Source organism: Streptomyces sp. NPDC091280, assembly GCF_044768565.1.
In the GTDB taxonomy this organism is placed as follows: domain Bacteria; phylum Actinomycetota; class Actinomycetes; order Streptomycetales; family Streptomycetaceae; genus Streptomyces.
Genome location: NZ_JBIVUZ010000019.1, coordinates 72,024 through 90,379, shown reverse-complemented (window position 1 = coordinate 90,379; position 18,356 = coordinate 72,024). Strand labels below are relative to the sequence as shown.

At 70.3% G+C, this 18,356-nt stretch carries 16 protein-coding genes and 1 riboswitch; all 16 genes read left to right on the top strand.

Features of this window, described 5'->3' with window-relative positions; all coding sequences use genetic code 11:
- The first annotated feature begins 87 nt into the window (after positions 1-87).
- The 16 genes from ACIQPR_RS42915 to ACIQPR_RS42840 all read left to right on the top strand — a co-directional run bounded on the left by ACIQPR_RS42915 (position 88) and on the right by ACIQPR_RS42840 (position 18,355).
- The gene (locus ACIQPR_RS42915; RefSeq protein WP_403660970.1) at positions 88-1,905 is read left to right on the top strand and encodes an ABC transporter ATP-binding protein; all 1,818 of its coding nucleotides are present in this window, start codon (positions 88-90) and stop codon (positions 1,903-1,905) included.
- A 201-nt stretch (positions 1,906-2,106) separates the two neighbouring features.
- Positions 2,107-3,456 (top strand): extracellular solute-binding protein, encoded by a 1,350-nt coding sequence (locus ACIQPR_RS42910; protein WP_403660967.1) that lies wholly within the window; start codon positions 2,107-2,109, stop codon positions 3,454-3,456.
- Positions 3,453-4,454 (top strand): carbohydrate ABC transporter permease, encoded by a 1,002-nt coding sequence (locus ACIQPR_RS42905; RefSeq protein WP_403660964.1) that lies wholly within the window; start codon positions 3,453-3,455, stop codon positions 4,452-4,454. The genes ACIQPR_RS42910 and ACIQPR_RS42905 overlap by 4 nt, the downstream gene beginning before the upstream one ends.
- On the top strand, positions 4,451-5,314 hold the full coding sequence (locus ACIQPR_RS42900) for a carbohydrate ABC transporter permease (RefSeq protein ID WP_403660961.1): 864 nt from the start codon (positions 4,451-4,453) through the stop codon (positions 5,312-5,314). The genes ACIQPR_RS42905 and ACIQPR_RS42900 overlap by 4 nt, the downstream gene beginning before the upstream one ends.
- A gap of 84 nt (positions 5,315-5,398) precedes the next feature.
- A complete protein-coding gene (locus tag ACIQPR_RS42895) occupies positions 5,399-6,928 on the top strand; it encodes a glycosyl hydrolase family 28 protein (protein WP_403660958.1) in 1,530 nt (509 codons plus the stop codon).
- Positions 6,925-10,254 carry an alginate lyase family protein gene (locus ACIQPR_RS42890; protein WP_403660955.1) on the top strand — a complete coding sequence of 1,110 codons (3,330 nt, stop codon included), beginning with the start codon at positions 6,925-6,927 and terminating at the stop codon, positions 10,252-10,254. Before ACIQPR_RS42895 ends, ACIQPR_RS42890 begins: the two co-directional genes overlap by 4 nt.
- A 27-nt stretch (positions 10,255-10,281) precedes the next feature.
- Positions 10,282-11,532 (top strand): alginate lyase family protein, encoded by a 1,251-nt coding sequence (locus tag ACIQPR_RS42885; RefSeq protein ID WP_403660952.1) that lies wholly within the window; start codon positions 10,282-10,284, stop codon positions 11,530-11,532.
- A gap of 117 nt (positions 11,533-11,649) precedes the next feature.
- Complete coding sequence (locus ACIQPR_RS42880; RefSeq protein WP_324604858.1) at positions 11,650-11,763, top strand: putative leader peptide; 114 nt, start codon at positions 11,650-11,652, stop codon at positions 11,761-11,763.
- 67 nt (positions 11,764-11,830) lie between these two features.
- Entirely contained in the window at positions 11,831-12,715 is an 885-nt protein-coding gene (locus tag ACIQPR_RS42875; RefSeq protein ID WP_403660948.1) for a glutathione S-transferase C-terminal domain-containing protein, read from the top strand.
- Positions 12,716-12,792: 77 nt separating this feature from the next.
- A riboswitch (SAM riboswitch) is annotated at positions 12,793-12,901 on the top strand.
- A gap of 32 nt (positions 12,902-12,933) precedes the next feature.
- Positions 12,934-13,083, top strand: coding sequence for a hypothetical protein (locus ACIQPR_RS42870; protein ID WP_403660945.1), 150 nt, complete (start codon positions 12,934-12,936; stop codon positions 13,081-13,083).
- A 152-nt stretch (positions 13,084-13,235) separates the two neighbouring features.
- Entirely contained in the window at positions 13,236-14,216 is a 981-nt protein-coding gene (locus ACIQPR_RS42865) for an amino acid ABC transporter permease (protein ID WP_403660942.1), read from the top strand.
- Complete coding sequence (locus ACIQPR_RS42860) at positions 14,213-15,010, top strand: amino acid ABC transporter ATP-binding protein (RefSeq protein WP_403660939.1); 798 nt, start codon at positions 14,213-14,215, stop codon at positions 15,008-15,010. Before ACIQPR_RS42865 ends, ACIQPR_RS42860 begins: the two co-directional genes overlap by 4 nt.
- 68 nt (positions 15,011-15,078) lie before the next feature.
- Entirely contained in the window at positions 15,079-16,107 is a 1,029-nt protein-coding gene (locus ACIQPR_RS42855) for an ABC transporter substrate-binding protein (RefSeq protein WP_403660936.1), read from the top strand.
- An 80-nt stretch (positions 16,108-16,187) separates the two neighbouring features.
- On the top strand, positions 16,188-16,931 hold the full coding sequence (locus ACIQPR_RS42850) for a GNAT family N-acetyltransferase (protein ID WP_403660933.1): 744 nt from the start codon (positions 16,188-16,190) through the stop codon (positions 16,929-16,931).
- An 11-nt stretch (positions 16,932-16,942) separates the two neighbouring features.
- Positions 16,943-17,062: a putative leader peptide gene (locus tag ACIQPR_RS42845; RefSeq protein ID WP_403660930.1), complete on the top strand. Its 120-nt coding sequence runs from the start codon at positions 16,943-16,945 to the stop codon at positions 17,060-17,062.
- Positions 17,063-17,137: 75 nt separating this feature from the next.
- Positions 17,138-18,355 (top strand): LLM class flavin-dependent oxidoreductase, encoded by a 1,218-nt coding sequence (locus ACIQPR_RS42840; RefSeq protein ID WP_403660927.1) that lies wholly within the window; start codon positions 17,138-17,140, stop codon positions 18,353-18,355.
- Position 18,356 lies beyond the last annotated feature (1 nt).

The following is an 18,356-nucleotide window of genomic DNA, read 5'->3' as shown; positions in this document are numbered from 1 at the left end:
CGCTTGGACCGCACGGCCGTCCGCGCGGGACACTGCCATTCCTGGCCAGCGCCGATGCCGGGCTTCCTTCGACATCACGGGGTGGGGATGGGATCGCCTGAAACGCGCGAGGCCGGGTCGCGCAGGGGCTCGGTACTTCTCGCACTGCGTTACTACGGCCGGGAGTTGGCCCGGCTCCGCCGCTGGACCGTGCCCGGCGCACTGCTGCCGGCGCTCGGCAACACCGGCATCAACTACATCGCTCCGCTGATCGTCGCGAAGCTCGTCGGCCGTATCGCCGGCGACTCGGGCATCGGCATCGCCTCGACCCTTCCGTACGTCCTCGGCTTCGCCGGAGTGCTGCTCTTCGCCGAACTGCTGTGGCGGCTCGGACTGCACTGTCTGAACCGGCTGGACGCGCTGGGCATCGAGCACCTGTATGTGATCGGCATGGACGAACTCTTCGCCAAGGACGCGGCGTTCTTCCACGAGAACTTCGCCGGCTCCCTGACCAAGCGGGTGTTGAGCTTCGCCTCCCGCTTCGAGGAGTTCGTCGACACGATGACCTTCCAGGTCGTCGGCAGCCTGGTGCCGCTGCTGTTCGGCTCGGTCGTGCTCTGGCGCTACGAACCGCTGCTGGTCGTAGGGCTGTTGGTGATGATCGCGCTCACCGCCGTGGTCGTGGCACCGCTCATCCGGCGCCGCCAGGCACTCGTCGACCAGCGCGAGGAGGCCATCGCCCGGGTCTCCGGCCATGTCGCCGACAGCCTGATGAACATGGACACCGTCCGCGCGTTCGCCGCCGAGGAACGCGAGGCCGCCGAACACCGCTCCCGCGTCGCCCGTTCCCGCCGGCTGACCCTGCGCTCCTGGGACTACGGCAACCTGCGCATCGACACCCTCGTCGCGCCGCTCTCCGTACTCACCAACGCCCTTGGCCTGCTGCTCGCGGTCGCGCTCGGCGGCGGCGAGCACGGGGTCGAGGCGGTCGTGGTCGCCTTCACGTACTACTCCAACGCGACCCGCATCATGTTCGAGTTCAACCAGATCTACCGGCGCCTGGAAAGCTCGATGACCGAAGCCGCCCAGTTCACCGAACTGCTGCTGACCTCACCCACCGTCCTCGACCCGGACGCCCCGGAACCGCTGCTCTCCCGCGCCGCCGACGTCCGCTTCGAGCAGGTGACCTTCGCCCACGCGGGCGCCGACACCCTCTTCGACGGACTCGACCTGCACGTGCCCAGCGGCACGAAGATCGGCCTCGTCGGCCGGTCCGGCGGCGGCAAGACCACGCTCAGCCGACTGCTGCTGCGCATGACGGACATCGACTCCGGCCGCATCCTGATCGGCGGCCAGGACATCAGCAGGCTGCGCCAGGCCGACCTGCGCAGCCTGATCGCCTACGTCCCGCAGGACCCGGCGATGTTCCACCGCACCCTGCGCGAGAACATCGCCTTCGCCCGGCCCGACGCCACCGACGCCGAGGTCCGCCGGGCGGCCGGGGCCGCGCATGTCACCGAGTTCGCCGACGCGCTGCCGGACGGCTTCGACACCATGGTGGGGGAGCGCGGGATCAAGCTCTCCGGCGGACAGCGCCAGCGCGTCGCCCTGGCCCGGGCGATCCTGCGCGACGCCCCGATCCTGCTGCTCGACGAGGCCACCAGCGCCCTCGACTCGGAGAGCGAGGTCCTCGTCCAGGAGGCGCTGTGGCGGCTCATGGAGGGGCGGACCGCGCTCGTCGTCGCGCACCGGCTGAGCACCGTGGCAGGCATGGACCGGCTCGTGGTCCTCGACCGCGGGCGGATCGTCGAACAGGGCACGCACCAGGAGCTGTTGGCGGCCGAGGGCGCCTACGCGAAGCTGTGGCAGCACCAGTCGGGCGGCTTCCTCGACGAGAGCCCGGAGCGCGCCGCCGACCTGCGCTGACGCCCCGAACAGCGGCCCGATGTCCGGGACTTGGGGCACACGTGATGCACAACCGGTTTCTGACACGGCGCGTTGCGGGACTGTGTCGCCGAGATCACCCAGTCTTTTCGAAAGTTCGCCCAAGGTCTTGACGCCGTTTCCGAGCCGGAAGAAGCTCTGCCCCAACGCATGACAACCGGTTTCTATTGAGGAGGTGCGGTCATGCCCGCACGCGCTGGTGCTCCGCCGAGCCGCCGACGATTCCTCGCGCTCTCGGCGGTCGGCGCGGCGACCGGCGCGGCAGCCCTGAACGGTTGCGCCCTCCCGGTGTCCACCGGGGTGAGCGGAGCGGGCGAGACCGTCACGGTGATGGCGAAGGCCGACGACCTGGGCCCCGACCTGGTGAAGCAGGCCGAGCGGGACACCGGCATCGCGATCCAACGGGTGGACTACGACATCACCAAGCTGATCGCCATGCTCACCAGCGGCAGCCCGCCGGACCTGGTGCGCGGGGTCGGCGCCGTGGACGCCGCGTTCTACGCCGCGCGGGACGTGATGCAGGAACTGGACTCCTACTTCGCCACCAGCAGCGTCCTGCGCCCGGACGACCTGGACCCGGTCAACGACCTGTGGCGCTACGACGGCAGGGTCCAGGGCAAGGGCCCGCGCTACGGCATGGCCAAGGACTTCTCCCAGGACTCCATGTTCTGGTTCAACACCGCGGCCTTCGACCGGCAGGGCGTCGCCTACCCGTCGGAGACCGAGCCCGTCACCTTCGACGCGTGGCTCGACAACGCCCGGCATCTCGCGCGGCGTTCGCACGGCCAGACGACCGTCTTCGGTGGCAGCTACAACGGCCTGGTCAAACTCACGCTCATGGCGACCATGACCGCCTCCGCCGGCGGGAGCCTGTTCGCCGACGACTTCTCCAAGGTCGACTTCACCACCCCCGAGGCCCGCAAGGCGCTGACCTGGTACCTGGACTACTGCCGGCTCAAGGTGGGCCCCAGCCCCGTCCTGCCCGACCCCAACGGCTGGGACGGGCCCACCTACCAGGCCGGCCGCCTGGCCATGTCGAACAACGGCTACTGGATGGGCGGCATGATCGGCACCGACCGGAAGCTGGCCGAGGCCTCCCGGCTGGCCCCCGCCCCGGTCTTCGCGGGCGGCCCCCGGATCAGCGCCTGCCAGGGCGGCACCGGCATGTGGATGCCCCGCAAGTCCCGCAACAAGGACGCCGCCTGGCGCGTCTTCGAGTGGTTCTTCGGCGAGGCACCGGCCAGGGCCCGCGCCGCCAGCGGCTGGGGCATCCCGAGCCTGAAGTCCCTCCGCCTCCTGATGCCCCATCAGGAGGAGTTCCAGAGGCGGACGTTGAGCGCCCAGCGCAACGAGCTGAAGCACTTCTCGGTGGTCGCCGTCTCCCCGTACATCTCCGGCGACGCCTTCGAGTCCCTCTTCAACCAGACCGCCACGCCCGCCATGAAGGGCGAGATGTCCGTCGACCGGCTCGCCGGACGCCTCAACTCCGTCATCAACGAACAGATCGCACGCGGGAAGGAGCAAGTGGGATGACGGTCGATCAGGCGACCTCGCCGGCCGTCGGACGGCCGCGCCCGACCATGAAGACGGGCCGGAACCGGTCCGCCGCCCGCCCCGGACCGTCCATGACGACGCGCAGGCACCGCGCGTTCTACCTGTTCGCCTCACCATGGATCATCGGTTTCTCCCTGCTGACCGTCGCACCCATGGCGTACGCGCTGTGGCTGAGCTTCACCACGTACGACGGCATCTCCCCGCACTGGCACTACGTCGGCCTCGGCAACTACCGCGAGCTGATGGGCGATCCGGTCACCTGGGACGCCCTGGGCCGGGCCGGTCTGTTCGCCGTGCTCTCGGTGCCGCTGTCGATCGTCGCGGGACTGGCCCTCGCGGTCCTCGTCAACCGCCCGCTCAAGGGACGCGGACTCTTCCGCACCCTGCTCTATCTGCCCGCCGTGGTCCCGCCGGTGGGCGCGGGCATCGCCTTCAAGAACCTCTTCGACCAGAACTCCGGTGCCGCCAACGGTGCGTTGACCTTCTTCGGCTTCGACGCGATCGGCTGGCTGGCCGACCCCTACGCCCGCTACGTCCTGGTGATGACGGTGCTGTGGGCGGCCGGCAACATCATGATCATCTCGCTGGCGGGCCTCCAGGACGTCCCGCGCGAACTCCACGAGGCGGCCCGCATCGACGGCGCGAGCGCCTGGCGCACCTTCCGCAGCATCACCGTCCCGCTGTTGTCGCCGGTGCTGCTCTTCCAGACCGTGACCGGGGTGATCGCCTCCGTGCAGACCGTCATGCCGATGCTGCTCGCCCCCACCGCGGGCACCGGCGGCCTCACCACGATCCCGCAGTCCAACTACACCTACATGATCCATGTGTTCGCGGAGTACTTCGCGCTCGGCCGCTACGGCTACGCCTCCGCACTGCTGTGGGTGCTCTTCGTCCTGATCCTCGTCGCGACCGGACTCATCTTCAGATTCACCTCGGGCGTGGTGTTCTACAACGTCGACCCGGAGGCGCGGAAGTGACCGCCACCAGTGTGCGTCCCGACTCCCGGGCCCGCGTGCGGATACGCGTCAGCCGCCTCGCCCTCTACACGGCGCTGGTCGTCGTCACCGGCCTGTTCCTGGGCCCCTTCGGCTGGCTGATCCTCACCGGCCTCAAGGCGCCCGCCGAACTCGCGGCGGCCCCGGTGCACTGGCTGCCGACCCGCTTCGAGTGGCACAACTTCACCGACGCCTACAAGGCCATCGACTTCCTCGGCTACGCCCGCAACTCCCTGATCATCGCCACCCTCTACGCCACCCTCGTCACCCTCAGCTCCGCCTGGGTCGGCTTCGGTTTCGCCCGGCTCACCGCACCCGGCAAGAAGGTCCTGTTCGGCATCCTCATCGGTTCGATGATGCTGCCCCAGATGATCACCCTGCTGCCGACCTACCTGATCTTCGCCAGGCTCGGCATGGTCGACACGTACTGGCCCTGGGTCCTGTGGGGCCTGTCCTCCGCCCCCTATCTGGTCTTCCTCTTCCGCCAGTTCTTCGCGGGCCTGCCCCGCGAACTGGAGGAGGCGGCCATCGTCGACGGCTGCGGCTACGGCGGGATCTTCTGGCGGATCTTCCTCCCGCAGTCCTGGCCCGTGCTCTCCGCGAGCTTCGTCATCGCCTTCACCTGGACCTGGGGCGACTACATCGCGCCCCAACTCCTGCTGTCCACCGACCACTCCACGCTCGCCGTCGCGGTGATGACCACCTATGTCTCGGCGGCCGGCACCCCCAGCACCAACCTCCAGGCCGCGGCCTCCGTGATGTACGTCGTCCCGATCCTGCTGATCTTCCTCGTCGCCCAGCGCGGGTTCGTCGCCGGGATGTCGACCAGCGGCCTCAAGTAGCCGTTCCTTCCGCCCTCTTGCACCGCGACCGAGCCGTAGGGGTGCGCCCCGCAGGTGACGGAGCGAAACAAACAAGGAGTAGGTATGAACACGCCCCTGTCCCGTCGTACGGCCCTCCAGGCCGCCGGTGCCACCGCGCTGGCCGCCGGTCTGTCCGGGCTGACCGCCACGGCGGCGCACGCCGGCGGCGGCCACACCTCCCGCCCGAAGCTGGTGACTTACCCGCGTCCGGCGACCATGCCGACCAACACCGGTTTCCAGGTGCGGGTCCGCACCGCTCCCGACGGCGCGTGGCAGACCCTCGACATCTACCGGCCGCAGTTCGAGGAGATCAACGCCACCACCGGCTCGGGCAAGGTCTACAGCTCGTCCATGGCCTACTTCGACTTCGACGGCTCGGTCGAGATCGAGGTCACCTACCTCAAGGGCGGCACCACCAAGGCCCGGGTGAGACCCGACTCGTACGGCATCACGCCCGAACTCCTCGGCGACACCCTGCGGTTCACCCTCGACGAGCCGAAGGATCTCGTCGTCCAGATCAACGACGAGATCTTCGACGCCCTGCACCTCATCACCAACCGCGTCGAGCACCACGCCCCGTCCGCCGACGACCCGGACGTCATCTACTTCGGGCCGGGCGTCCACACCGTCACCGGAAACGTCCTTCTGGTCCCCAGCGGCAAGACCGTCCACCTCGCCGGCGGGGCCGTGCTGACCGCGCAGGTCTACTTCAAGGACGTGGAGAAGTCCCGCCTCACCGGCCACGGAGTGCTCTACAACAACCCCGGTGGCGCGATCCTCTGCGAGGGCAGCAAGAACATCCGGGTCCAGGACGTCATCATCCTCAACCCGGCCGGTTACGCGGGCACGTTCGCGGAGAGCGACAACGTCCGCATCACCAAGGCGCGCGCGTTCAGTTCGAAGGGCAACGGCGACGGCTTCGACGTCTTCTCCTCGACCAGGATCACCTTCGACGGCTGCTTCATGCGCAACTCGGACGACTGCATCGCCATCTACTGCCACCGCTGGGACTACTACGGCGACACCCGCGACATCACCGTCAAGAACTGCACCCTGTGGGCCGACGTCGCCCACCCGATCAACGTCGGCACGCACGGCAACTCCGACGCGCCCGAGACCATCGAGAACCTCCTGATCAAGAACATCGACATCCTCGACCACCGCGAACCCCAGATGAACTACCAGGGCTGCATCGCCCTCAACCCCGGCGACTCCAACCTCATCAAGAACGTCCGCATCGAGGACGTCCGGATCGAGGACTTCCGCTGGGGCCAGGTCATCTACATGAAGGTGATGTTCAACACGAAGTACAACACCTCGGTCGGGCGCGGCATCGACGGCGTCTACGTCAAGAACCTCAGCTACACCGGCACGCACGCCAACCCGTCGCTCTTCCTCGGCTACGACGCCGAACACGCCATCAACAACGTCACGTTCGAGAACCTCGTCATCAACGGGCTCGTCGTCGCCGACTCGATGAAGAAGCCGAGCTGGTACTACACCACCGACGCGATCCAGTGGTTCTACAACGAGCACGTCACCAATCTGAAGTTCCTCACGACCGCCGAGGCCGAGGCGGCTGCCGCGTCATGAACACCCCCACACCGAGCCGCCGGGGCTTCCTCGGCGGCTCCGCGGCCCTGCTGCTGGCGTCGGGCGCGAGCGGAGTGCTCGTGCCCGGCCGGGCGACGGCCGCCCAGAACGACGCCGGGGTGACCTTCTCCCACCCCGGCCTCCTGCACACCGCCGACGACCTCGCCCGGATGAGAGCGGCGGTCGCCGCGAAGCAGTCCCCGGTCTACGACGGCTACTCGGCGCTCGCGGCCCACGCCCGCTCCTCGTCCTCGTACACCGTGCAGAACACCGGCCAGATCACCACCTGGGGACGCGGTCCGACCAACTTCCAGAACCAGGCCGTCGCGGACTCGGCCGCCGCCTACCAGACCGCGCTGATGTGGTGCGTCACGGGCGAGCGCGCCTACGCCGACAAGGCCCGCGACATCCTCGACGCCTGGTCCGCCTCGCTCACCGCCATCACCGGAGCCGACGGCCCGCTCGGCGCTGGACTCCAGGCCTTCAAGTTCGTCAACGCCGCCGAACTCCTGCGCCACACCGGCTACGACGGCTGGAGCGCGGCCGGTATCGCCCGCTGCGAGGACTCCTTCCTCCGCGTCTGGTACCCGGCGGTGTCCGGCTACATGCTCTACGCCAACGGCAACTGGGATCTGACGGCCCTTCAATCCCTGCTGGCCATAGGGGTGTTCTGCGAGGAGCCCACCCTCTTCCGCGACGCGCTGCGCTTCGCCGCGGCCGGCGCGGGCAACGGCAGCGTCCTCCACCGCGTCGTCACCGCCGCCGGGCAGGGCCAGGAGTCCGGCCGGGACCAGGGCCACGAACAGCTCGCGGTCGGCCTTCTCGCGGACGCGGCACAGGTCGCCTGGAACCAGGGCGTCGACCTGTGGGGCTTCGACGACAACCGCATCCTCGCCAACGTCGAGTACGCCGCCCGCTACAACCTCGGCGGCGACGTCCCCTTCGTCCCCGACCTCGACCGCACCGGCAAGTACATCAAGACCATCGTCTCGGCCGTCTCGCGCGGCACTCTCCCGCCGATCTACGAGATGGCGTACGCCCACTACGCGGGCGTGCGCGGCCTGGACACCCCGTACACGAAGAACGCCGTCTTCCGGGGCAGCGGCGGCGCCCGGGTCGTCGAGGGCAGCAACGACGACCTGCCGAGCTGGGGCACCTTCGCCTACGCCGGCGCCACGGCCGCCGCGCCCGCCGTGCCGACGCCACCGGCGGGAGTCACCGCGATCGGTGACGACCGTTCCGTACAGGTGAGTTGGCTGCCCTCGACGTGGGCCGACACCTACACGGTCCTGCGGGCCGCGGCTGTCGACGGCCGCTACGAGACGATCGCCTCCGGGGTCCGGCAGCCGACGTACACCGACCACGACGTGCACGCCGGACGGACGTACTACTACACCGTCACCGCCGCCAACACCCTTGGTACGAGCGGCGGTTCGGCCTGGGCGGCGGCCTGCGCCGGTCTTCCCGGACCCTGGTCGACCCAGGACGTCGGGGACGTGGAGATCCCCGGCTCCGCGGTCTTCGACGGTGAGCGCTTCGTCCTGGAGGCGAGCGGCACCGCCGACACCTACCGTCTCGCCCACCTCCCGCTGCGCGGCGACGGCGCGGTCACCGCCCGGATCGTGTGGCCGCTCAGCTCGCAGTACTCCAAGATCGGCGTCACCGTCCGGGCCTCCCTCGACGCGGACGCGGCACACGCCGCGATGCTCGTCCAGGGCCTGCCGCTGCACACCTGGAGCGGGGTGTTCTCGGCCCGCACGGCCACCGGCGCGGCGGTCTCCGGCACCGGCGGCACGCCCGTACCGCCGTCCCAGCAGGACGCCATCACGGTGAACGCCGCCTTCCCGATCTCCGACCTCGGCACACTGCCCGAGTCGGCGACCCCGCTGGAGGCGCCGTACGTCGAGGGCGCGGGCGACGGCTACCGGCTGCGCAGACCGTACTGGGTACGGGTGACCCGGACGGGCGCGCGCTGCACCGGAGCCATCTCACCGGACGGCGTCCACTGGACCGAAGTCGGCAGCACCGAGGTCGAGTTGGGGCGTACCGCCCACGCCGGACTCGTCCTCACCTCCTGTCTCGGTGTCGACGAGGACTACGCCGGGACCGGCACCGGAGCCTTCGACAACGTGAGCGTGACGTCCGCCAAGGGCACGGTGTGGCGCGTGCCCCGCCCGGCGCGCACCGCGACCGACCTCCGAGCCGAAACCGGCCCCGACGCCGTCGAGTTGGCCTGGAGCGACCCGGACCTCTGTGCCGAGTACACGGTCCTGCGCGCCACCCGCGCCCCGGGCCCGTACACGACCCTCGCCACCCGCGTCGGCCCGGTCGGCTTCGGCACCCGCGTCCGGTACGTCGACGCGACGGGAACGCCGGGAACGACGTACCACTACACGGTCGTGAAGACCAACGCCGGTGGCCGCGGCCCGCGTTCCGCCCGGGCGCTGGCCGTGATGCCGACACCTTCCGTCCCCCGGTTCACCTCCGCGGACACCGTGTTCACGAACGAAGGGGCCGCCTTCCGGTACATGCTGCGGGCCTCGCACCAGCCCGTGCGGTTCGGCGCGGACGGCCTGCCCGCCGGGCTGCGGATCGACCGGCGCACCGGGCTCGTCTCCGGAATCCCCACGCAGACGGGGGAGTTCACGGTCGAGACCACCGCCGCCAACGCCTCGGGGACCGCGACCGGCACCCTCACCCTGACGGTCGGTACCGCGCCGCCCGCGCCGTGGACGTACGGCGATCTCGGCGACACCGTGCTCGACGACCGCGACTTCGGGACGCTGGGCGTGGTGGCGATCACCACGCCGGGCAGCACGTCGTACGACGGCGGGACCTTCACCGTGCGCGGCGCGGGTGTCGATCTCAACGCCAACGGCCAGGGAATGACCGGGCAGTTCGTACGGCGGCCGGTCAGCGGTGACTGCGAGGTCGTCGCCCGGCTGGTCTCCCGCAGCGGGGTCACCGCCGACCGGGTCGGGCTGCTCATGGCGAAGTCGCTGTCGCCGTTCGACCAGGCGGCCGGAGCGATCGTCACGGCCGGTACGAGCGCCCAGCTGATGCTCCGCAGGACCGTGGCCGGTGCCTCCGCCTTCACCGGCGGCGCCGCCGTCACCCTCCCCGCCCTGCTGCGGCTGAAGCGCGCCGGGACCGCGTTCAGCGCAGCCCTGTCCACCGATGACGGCATCACCTGGACCCCCCTCGCCGACGGAGAGATCCCCGGCTTCGGTGACGCCCCCTACCGCGTGGGTCTGGTGGTCTGCTCGCGCAGTCAACCGGCCCGCTGCACCACCGAGTTCGACGAGGTGAGCATCACGCCCACCTGATCCGGCACGGATTGGAGATGCACAGCGATGAGCCGCACTTCCCCCCACGAGCATTTCCGCAGAACAGAGTTGAGCCGCCGCGGTCTGCTGAAGACCGCGGGCGGGCTCACCGCAGCCGCCGCTCTGGGCGGCGCCGCGGTGGCCACGACCGCGCACGCGGCCCCGGCCACCTTCACCCACCCCGGCATGCTGCACAACGCCGGAGACATCAACCGGGCCAAGGTCAGGGTCGCGGCGGGAACCGACCCCTGGCTGTCCGGCTGGAACCGGCTGACCGCCAACTCCCACGCACAGTCGACCTGGACCAATCGGGCGACCGCGACGATCGTCCGGGGCGGCGACGGCCAGAACTACAGCCTGCTCTACAACGACATCGCCGCCGCCTACCAGAACGCCCTGCGCTGGCAGGTCGGCGGCACCGAGGCGAACGCCGAGTGCGCCGCGAACATCCTCAACGCCTGGTCGACCACGCTGACTTCGGTCACCGGCAACGCCGACCGGTTCCTCGCGGCCGGCCTCTACGGCTGGCAGTTCGCCAACGCCTGCGAACTCATGCGGGACTACAGCGGGTTCGACCTGGCCGCCGCCCAGGAGCTGCTGGCCACCGTCTTCTACCCGCTCAACGACAGCTTCCTCACCAACCACAACGACGCCTGCATCACCAACTACTGGGCCAACTGGGACCTGTGCAACATGGCGTCCGTCCTGGCCATCGGGATCCTCAACGAGGACAGCGCCAAGTACGACCAGGCCGTCACCTACTTCAAGTCGGGCGCGGGCAACGGCTCGATCGCGCACGCCGTGCCGTACCTGTACACCGACTCGGACGGCTACGCGCTCGGCCAGTGGCAGGAATCCGGCCGCGACCAGGGCCACACCGTCATGGGCATGGGCCAGATGGGCGCCGTGTGCGAGATGGCCTGGAACCAGGGCGACGACCTCTACTCCTACGACAGCCGCCGCTTCATGCAGGCCGCGCAGTACGTCGCCAAGTACAACGCGGGCGGCGACGTCCCCTTCACCACCTACACCTGGGGCACCGGGCAGAGCTGCGCCCAGTCGTCCCAGACGGTGATCTCGGCGGACTCGCGCGGCCAGATCCGGCCGGTGTGGGCGATGCTCCACTTCCACTACAACCGCCGGATCGGCCTCGACGACAAGTACATCTCGGCCATGTACTACGACCTCGTGGCGCCCGAGGGCGGGGGAGGTGACTACGGCTCCGACAGCGGCGGCTACGACCAGCTCGGCTTCGGCACCCTGATGTACGCGAAGTAGCGGACCCGACTGTCCACGGGTCGGTCACCGGTGACCGACCCGTGGACGCCCTCTTGACCCCGGGCGACGGTGGATCGACACTCCATGAGAGGAATCCTAGTGAACAGGTAGGGAAACATGGGGCGCCTTGAGTCGGTCACCACCAGCCGAGTGGACCGTTCGCCTCTTCTGACCTCCCGCCGTCACATCGATCTGCTGCGGGTGTGCAGCGCGATCAGCCCACTGCGCTGAGCTCCGTCCACCGCTCGACGACGCTTCCGCCGCGCGTACGTCCACGCGCCCGTACCCGGGGAGTCCCATGTCCGTCACGCCGCTCGCCGCCGTCCCCGCCCCCCGCCCCGCCCCCCAGTTCCGGGGCCGGATCGGGCGCGACGCGCGCAGCGGGCACTACGCCGTGCCGCGCCGCTACCGCCTGCACCTGTCCACCGCCTGCGCCGACGGCCTGCGCATCGCCGTCACCCACAGCCTGCTCGGCCTCGACGAGAGCTGTCCGGCCGTTTTCCTCCCCGCCGTGCCCGACTGTCCGAATGGCGGACACTCCGTGCTGCGCCCGCTCTACGACGCGAGCGCCCACCGCCACACCGGACCGGCCGCCGCGCCCGTGCTCAGCGACGACTGGTCCGGACGCATCGTCAGCACCCACGCCCCCGACATCACCCGCGACCTCGCGCGGCACTTCGGCGCGGCCGGACCGGAGCTGTACCCGTGCGGCGCCGAGTCGGAGATCGAGGCCGTGGAGCGGCTCTGCGCCCAGGGCATCGAGGACGCGGCACAGCGCGCCGGAGCGGCCGGCGGCGACCGGGCGGAACGCGAGGCGGCGCTCGTCCTGCTGCTGGAGACGCTGGGCGCGCTGGACCGCTGGCTGGACGGCCGCGAGCACATGCTCCGTGACGAACTCACCGCCGCCGACGTCGAGTTGTGGGTCACGCTGGTGCAACTCGACACCGTGCACCGCTACCACCTGGACGCCGCCGCCGTGCGGAGCGTCGCCGACCACCCCCACCTGTGGGCCTACGCCCGCCGGCTGGCCGCCCACCCGGCCTTCGGCACCCACCTCGACCTCGACGGCATCGCCCGCCGCCACCACGCCCGTTGCCAGGGCCTGGAGGCCGCCGGCGCCGCCGTCCAGATCCTGGACTGGGCAGCCCACGCGGCGGACGAAACCGGGGCTTGCCGCAGTTGAGCGGGGTCCGGAGCGTCCATCTACTGGACGGCCATTGACATCCGTTCGGGCAATTGTCTTAACTTGCGACCCAGAACGGTCATGAGTGTCAGCGACAAGCCCTGGCTTGCTGACCGGCAACCCTCGCACGCGGTGGGGTGCCCCAGGTGACGACCGGACCGGATGACGTTTCGGTAAGCGCGAGGCCCCCAGGGGCCGGAACAGTGACAGGTGACGCCATGTACGCAGCACGCAGGACGGCCACGCGCCGCCCGCTGGGCTGCGTGCAGTCGTACGCCAACCTGTTCGTCGCCGACCGCGCTGTCGATCTGCTCCGGGTCAGCAGCGCACTGTGTACCGCACCGGGCCGTGCCCGCTGTCGGGCCTGACGACCACTCGGCCCACGCACCTCTGACGCGCCCCCGCTCCCGCGGGTGTGCCTGCCCCCTCCCCGCCCCCGGTCCCGTGCACCCGCGCGTGCCGTCCGCCGTCGTGCGTCCACCGCCACGGACCGGGGTCTGTGAATCCGCCGGAGCCCACCATGAGTGAACCCCCAGGCACCACCGTGTCCCTGGCCGACGCCCCCGCTGCCGACGCCCCGTCAAAACCCCTCACCGCACAGCGGGTTCAGCCGCTGCGCCGGCCCGGCCGGTGGATCCTCACCGCGGCCGTGCTGGTGCTGGTCGCCCAGTTCGTCCACGGACTGGTCACCAACTCCTTCTACCAGTGGGACCGCTTCGGCTACTGGTTCCTGCGCCCGACGATCCTCGACGGCCTCGTCATCACCCTCGAAGTGGCCGCGCTCAGCGCGGTGTTGGGCCTCCTCGGCGGCATCGTCCTCGCCCTGGCCCGGCTCTCCGGAAGCCCGGTACTGCGGGCCGCGAGCTGGACCTACGTGTGGGCGCTGCGCTCGATCCCGCTCATCGTGGTGCTGATCTTCCTCTACAACTTCAGCGCCCTGTACCAGACGCTCAGCATCGGCATCCCCTTCGGCCCCGCCTTCTTCTCCTTCGACGAGTCGAAACTCGCCACCGACATGGCCGTCGCCGTCGTGGGACTCAGCCTCAACGAGGCGGCGTACGCGGCCGAAGTGGTCCGCGGCGGCATCCTCTCCGTCGACCAGGGCCAGCACGAGGCGGCCTCCGCCCTCGGCCTGCCCAAGGGCTACCAGTTCCGCCGGATCGTCTTCCCGCAGGCGCTGCGCTCCATCACCCCCAACTACGTCAACCAGCTGATCGGCCTGATCAAGAGCACCTCACTGGTCTTCTACGTCTCGCTGCTCGACCTCTTCGGCTCCGCGCAGACGATGGGCTCCACCTACCCCGGCGACATCGTGCCGCTGCTCCTGGTCGTCACCGTCTGGTACCTGATCCTGACCAGCGTCGTGTCCGTCATTCAGTTCTACGTCGAACGGCACTACGCCCGGGGCGCCACCCGCTCCCTGCCGCCGACCCCGATCCAGAAACTCCGCACCGGTGTCACCGACCTGCGGGCCCGCATCCGCAGGGAGACCGCCGTATGAGCACCCACACGATCGAACCGCTGGCGGAGATCACACCCGCCGCCGTGGAGGTGCACGACGTCCACAAGTGGTACGGCGCCCACCGGGTGCTGGACGGCGTCGACCTGACCGTGCGGCCCGGCGAGGTCACCGTCATCCTCGGCCCCTCCGGCTCAGGCAAGTCCACGCTGCTGCGGGTCATCAACCACCTGGAGAAGCCGGAGATCGGCTACGTCAGCGTCAACGGCGAACTGATCGGGGTGAAGGAACAGGGCGGCCGGCTCAAGGAGTTGAGCGAACGCGCCATCCTCACCCAGCGCAGCCGGATCGGGTTCGTCTTCCAGAACTTCAACCTCTTCCCGCACCTGACCGTCCTCGACAACGTGGCCGCCGCCCCGGTCGCCACCGGCCGCCTCGGCAAGCCCGAAGCCCTGGAACTGGCACGGGAGTTGCTGGGCCGCGTCGGTCTCGCCGAGAAGACCGGCGCCTACCCGAGGCAGCTCTCCGGCGGCCAGCAGCAGCGCGTCGCCATCGCCCGCGCCCTCGCCCTGCGGCCCGGAGTCATCCTCTTCGACGAGCCCACCTCCGCCCTCGACCCCGAACTCGTCGGCGAAGTCCTCTCCGTCATCAAGGACTTGGCGACCAGCGGCACCACCCTCGTCATCGTCACGCACGAGATCGGCTTCGCCCGCGAGGTCGCCGACCGGGTCGTCTTCATCGACGGCGGAAAGATCGTCGAACAGGGACCGCCCCACGAGGTCCTCGACCGACCGCAGCACGAGCGCACCAGGGACTTCCTCAGCAAGGTCCTCTGAACCGCCCCGCCCCACCTCTCTCACCTTCTCCTTCACCTTCACCCTCAACACCGAGCCTAGGAACAGCCATGTCTACTCCCAGCCTTCGCGGCAGACTCACTCGTGGACTCACCGCGGGCACCGTCCTCGCTTCCCTCGCCGGTGGTCTCGCGGCCTGCGGCGGCGACAGTGACGCGGCCACCACGTCCGGCAGCGCCGCCTCCGGCACCGTCACCGTGGGCGCCTTCTCCCTCGGTGCCGCCAAGGAGGCCAAGCTCAAGGTCGCCGAAGTGAAGTCGATCAGCGCCGAGTTGCCCAAGGCGATAGCCAAGAGCGGCAAGCTGGAGGTCGGCGTCGGCTTCCTGCCCGCCGGCTCCCCGCCGCTCGGCTACGTCGGCTCGGACCAGAAGACCCTCACCGGATCCGAGGCCGACATCGCCCGCCTGGTCGCCGCCGTCCTCGGCCTCAAGCCGGAGCTGAAGAACTCCACTTGGGAGAACCTCTTCATCGGCCTCGACAGCGGCAAGGTCGACGTGGCCTTCTCCAACGTCACCGACACCGAGGAGCGCAAGGCGAAGTACGAGTTCGCCTCCTACCGCGAGGACAACCTCGGCTTCGCGGTCAAGGCCGACAACTCCTGGAACTTCGACGGCAATTACGAGAACCTCGCCGGCAAGACCGTCGCCGTGGGCGCCGGCACCAACCAGGAGCGGATCCTCCTGGAGTGGAAGAAGAAGCTGGCCGCCGAGGGCAAGAAGGCGCTCACCGTCAAGTACTTCCAGGACAACAACAGCACCTACCTCGCGCTGGCCTCCGGGAAGATCGACGCCTACCTCGCCCCCAACCCCTCGGTCGCCTACCAGGTCTCCTCGACCAAGGGCACCGCCAAGGCGGTCCGCAACGCGGGCACCTACTCCGGCGCCGGCTCCACCCTCCAGGGCCTGATCGCGGCCACCGCGAAGAAGGACAGCGGCCTCGCCAAGCCGCTCGCGGACGCCATCAACTACCTGATCAAGAACGGCCAGTACGCCAAGTGGCTGGCCGCCTGGAACCTCTCCAACGAGGCCGTCGCCAAGTCCGAGGTCAACCCGCCCGGACTGCCGAAGAGCGACTCCTGACCCACCCTCCCGGCAAGGGGACCCCGCCACGCCCCGGCGGGGTCCCCGGCCCGTGCGACCCGTACCGGAGCCGTCACCCGATGTCTGTCACCGCAAGTCCCGCGACGATCACCACCCACGTCCTCGACAACCCGGCCTGGGCCGCGCTCACCGGCCCGCACGCCCACCTCGCCGAACGCGTCGGGCGCGCCGCCCGCTACCCCGTCGACGTGGCCGGCTTCCACGCCATCACCGACAACGACGACCCGCGCGCCTGGGCCGACCTGGCCACCCTCGTCGGCCCCGGCGGCACCGCCGCCGTGCGCGGAGTGAGCGAGACCCCGGACGGCTGGGAGATCGTCCGTTCCGGACACGGCGTCCAACTGGTGGACACCGCACTGCGGGCCGAACCCGACCCCGAGGCCGTCCGCCTCGGCCCGGACGACGTGCCCGAGATCCTCGACCTGGTCGCCCGCACCGAGCCCGGCCCCTATCTGCCCCGCACCGTCGAGATGGGCACCTACCTCGGCATCCGCCACGAGGGCAGGCTCGTCGCCCTGGCCGGCGAGCGCCTCCACCCGCCCGGCTGGACCGAGATCAGCGCCGTGTGCACCGACCCCGACCACCGCGGCCGGGGCCTCGCCACCCGCCTGGTCCGCGCCGTCGCCGCCGGCATCAAGAAGCGCGGCGACCACCCGTTCCTGCACGCCGCCGCCACCAACACCGACGCCATCCGGCTCTATGAGTCGATCGGCTTCACCCTGCGCGCCCGTACGGTCTTCTCGTTCGTACGGTTCACCGGCCCGACGCCCGCCGCCGGTCCGGAAGAAACGGCACTGCCGTGAGGTTGCCCCCAGTGAAGCCGGAATCCGTGGAGGTGGAGCACATGTGCGGCGCCGCCGTCCTCCACGTGCGACTCACCACCCGACAGCACATCGACCTGCTGCGGATCGCCGGCGCGCTCTGTCGCCCCTGACCCCGTTGCCCACCCGCCGTCCGCCCGTTCCCCCGGGCCGGCGCTCTCGTACGGACCTCCAGGAAGGCACCCCTCGTGTCATCGACCTCCCCCTCTCCACTGCATCTCGCCGTCGCCCTCGACGGCACCGGCTGGCACCCCGCCTCCTGGCGCGAGCCGGCGGCCCGGCCCCGCGACCTGTTCACCGCCACCTACTGGGCCGACCAGGTCGCCGAGGCCGAGCGTGGCCTGCTCGACTTCGTGACCTTCGAGGACGGCCTCGGCCTCCAGTCCTCGCACTACGGCGAGCTCGACGGCCGCACCGACCAGGTCCGCGGACGCCTCGACGCCGTACTGACCGCGGCCCGCATCGCCCCCCTCACCAGCCACATCGGCCTGGTCCCCACGGTGGTGTCCACACACACGGAGCCCTTCCACATATCGAAGGCGATCGCCACCCTCGACTACGTCAGCACCGGCCGCGCGGGTGTCCGGGTGCAGCTCTCCGCCCGCCCGCACGAGGCCGACCACTTCGGCCGCCGCGACGTCCCGCCGATCAGCCTGGAGAGCCTGCGCACCCCGGCCGGACAGGAGCACCTCGCCGAGCACTTCGACGAGGCCGCCGACTACATCGAGGTCGTGCGCCGTCTCTGGGACAGCTGGGAGGACGACGCCGAGATCCGGGACGTCGCCACCGGCCGCTTCGTCGACCGCGACAAGCTGCACTACATCGACTTCGAGGGCCGCCACTTCAGCGTCAAGGGCCCCTCCATCACCCCCCGGCCGCCGCAGGGACAGCCGATCGTCAGCTCCCTGGCCCACCAGACGATCCCCTACCGGCTGGTGGCCCGCGCCACCGACGTCGGCTACGTCACCCCGCACGACACCGCCGACGCCCGCGCGATCGTCGCCGAGATCCGCGCCGAACAGGACGCGGCCGGCCGCGCCGGCGAACCGCTGCACATCTTCGGCGACCTCGTCGTCTTCCTCGACGACGAGGAGAGCACGGCCGTCGCCCGCCGCGAGCGCCTCGACACCCTCGCGGGGGAGCCGTACACCAGCGACGCCCGGATCTTCGCCGGAACACCCGCCCAACTCGCCGACCTCCTCCAGGAGTTGCAGTCCGCCGGGCTGAGCGGCTTCCGGCTGCGGCCCGCCGTCGCCGGCCACGACCTGCCGGCGATCACCCAGGGCCTGGTCCCCGAACTCCAGCGCCGGGGCGCCTTCCGCCGCGCCTACGAGGCCGACACCCTGCGCGGCCTGCTGGGGCTCGCCCGCCCCGCCAACCGCTACGCCGCTGCCGCCAACGCCTGAG

Coding starts and splice junctions, on each gene's coding strand:
- ACIQPR_RS42915 (WP_403660970.1), top strand. CDS start 88: ATGGGATCGCCTGAAACGCGCGAGGCCGGGTCGCGCAGGGGCTCGGTA.
- ACIQPR_RS42910 (WP_403660967.1), top strand. CDS start 2,107: ATGCCCGCACGCGCTGGTGCTCCGCCGAGCCGCCGACGATTCCTCGCG.
- ACIQPR_RS42905 (WP_403660964.1), top strand. CDS start 3,453: ATGACGGTCGATCAGGCGACCTCGCCGGCCGTCGGACGGCCGCGCCCG.
- ACIQPR_RS42895 (WP_403660958.1), top strand. CDS start 5,399: ATGAACACGCCCCTGTCCCGTCGTACGGCCCTCCAGGCCGCCGGTGCC.
- ACIQPR_RS42890 (WP_403660955.1), top strand. CDS start 6,925: ATGAACACCCCCACACCGAGCCGCCGGGGCTTCCTCGGCGGCTCCGCG.
- ACIQPR_RS42885 (WP_403660952.1), top strand. CDS start 10,282: ATGAGCCGCACTTCCCCCCACGAGCATTTCCGCAGAACAGAGTTGAGC.
- ACIQPR_RS42880 (WP_324604858.1), top strand. CDS start 11,650: ATGGGGCGCCTTGAGTCGGTCACCACCAGCCGAGTGGACCGTTCGCCT.
- ACIQPR_RS42875 (WP_403660948.1), top strand. CDS start 11,831: ATGTCCGTCACGCCGCTCGCCGCCGTCCCCGCCCCCCGCCCCGCCCCC.
- ACIQPR_RS42870 (WP_403660945.1), top strand. CDS start 12,934: ATGTACGCAGCACGCAGGACGGCCACGCGCCGCCCGCTGGGCTGCGTG.
- ACIQPR_RS42865 (WP_403660942.1), top strand. CDS start 13,236: ATGAGTGAACCCCCAGGCACCACCGTGTCCCTGGCCGACGCCCCCGCT.
- ACIQPR_RS42860 (WP_403660939.1), top strand. CDS start 14,213: ATGAGCACCCACACGATCGAACCGCTGGCGGAGATCACACCCGCCGCC.
- ACIQPR_RS42855 (WP_403660936.1), top strand. CDS start 15,079: ATGTCTACTCCCAGCCTTCGCGGCAGACTCACTCGTGGACTCACCGCG.
- ACIQPR_RS42850 (WP_403660933.1), top strand. CDS start 16,188: ATGTCTGTCACCGCAAGTCCCGCGACGATCACCACCCACGTCCTCGAC.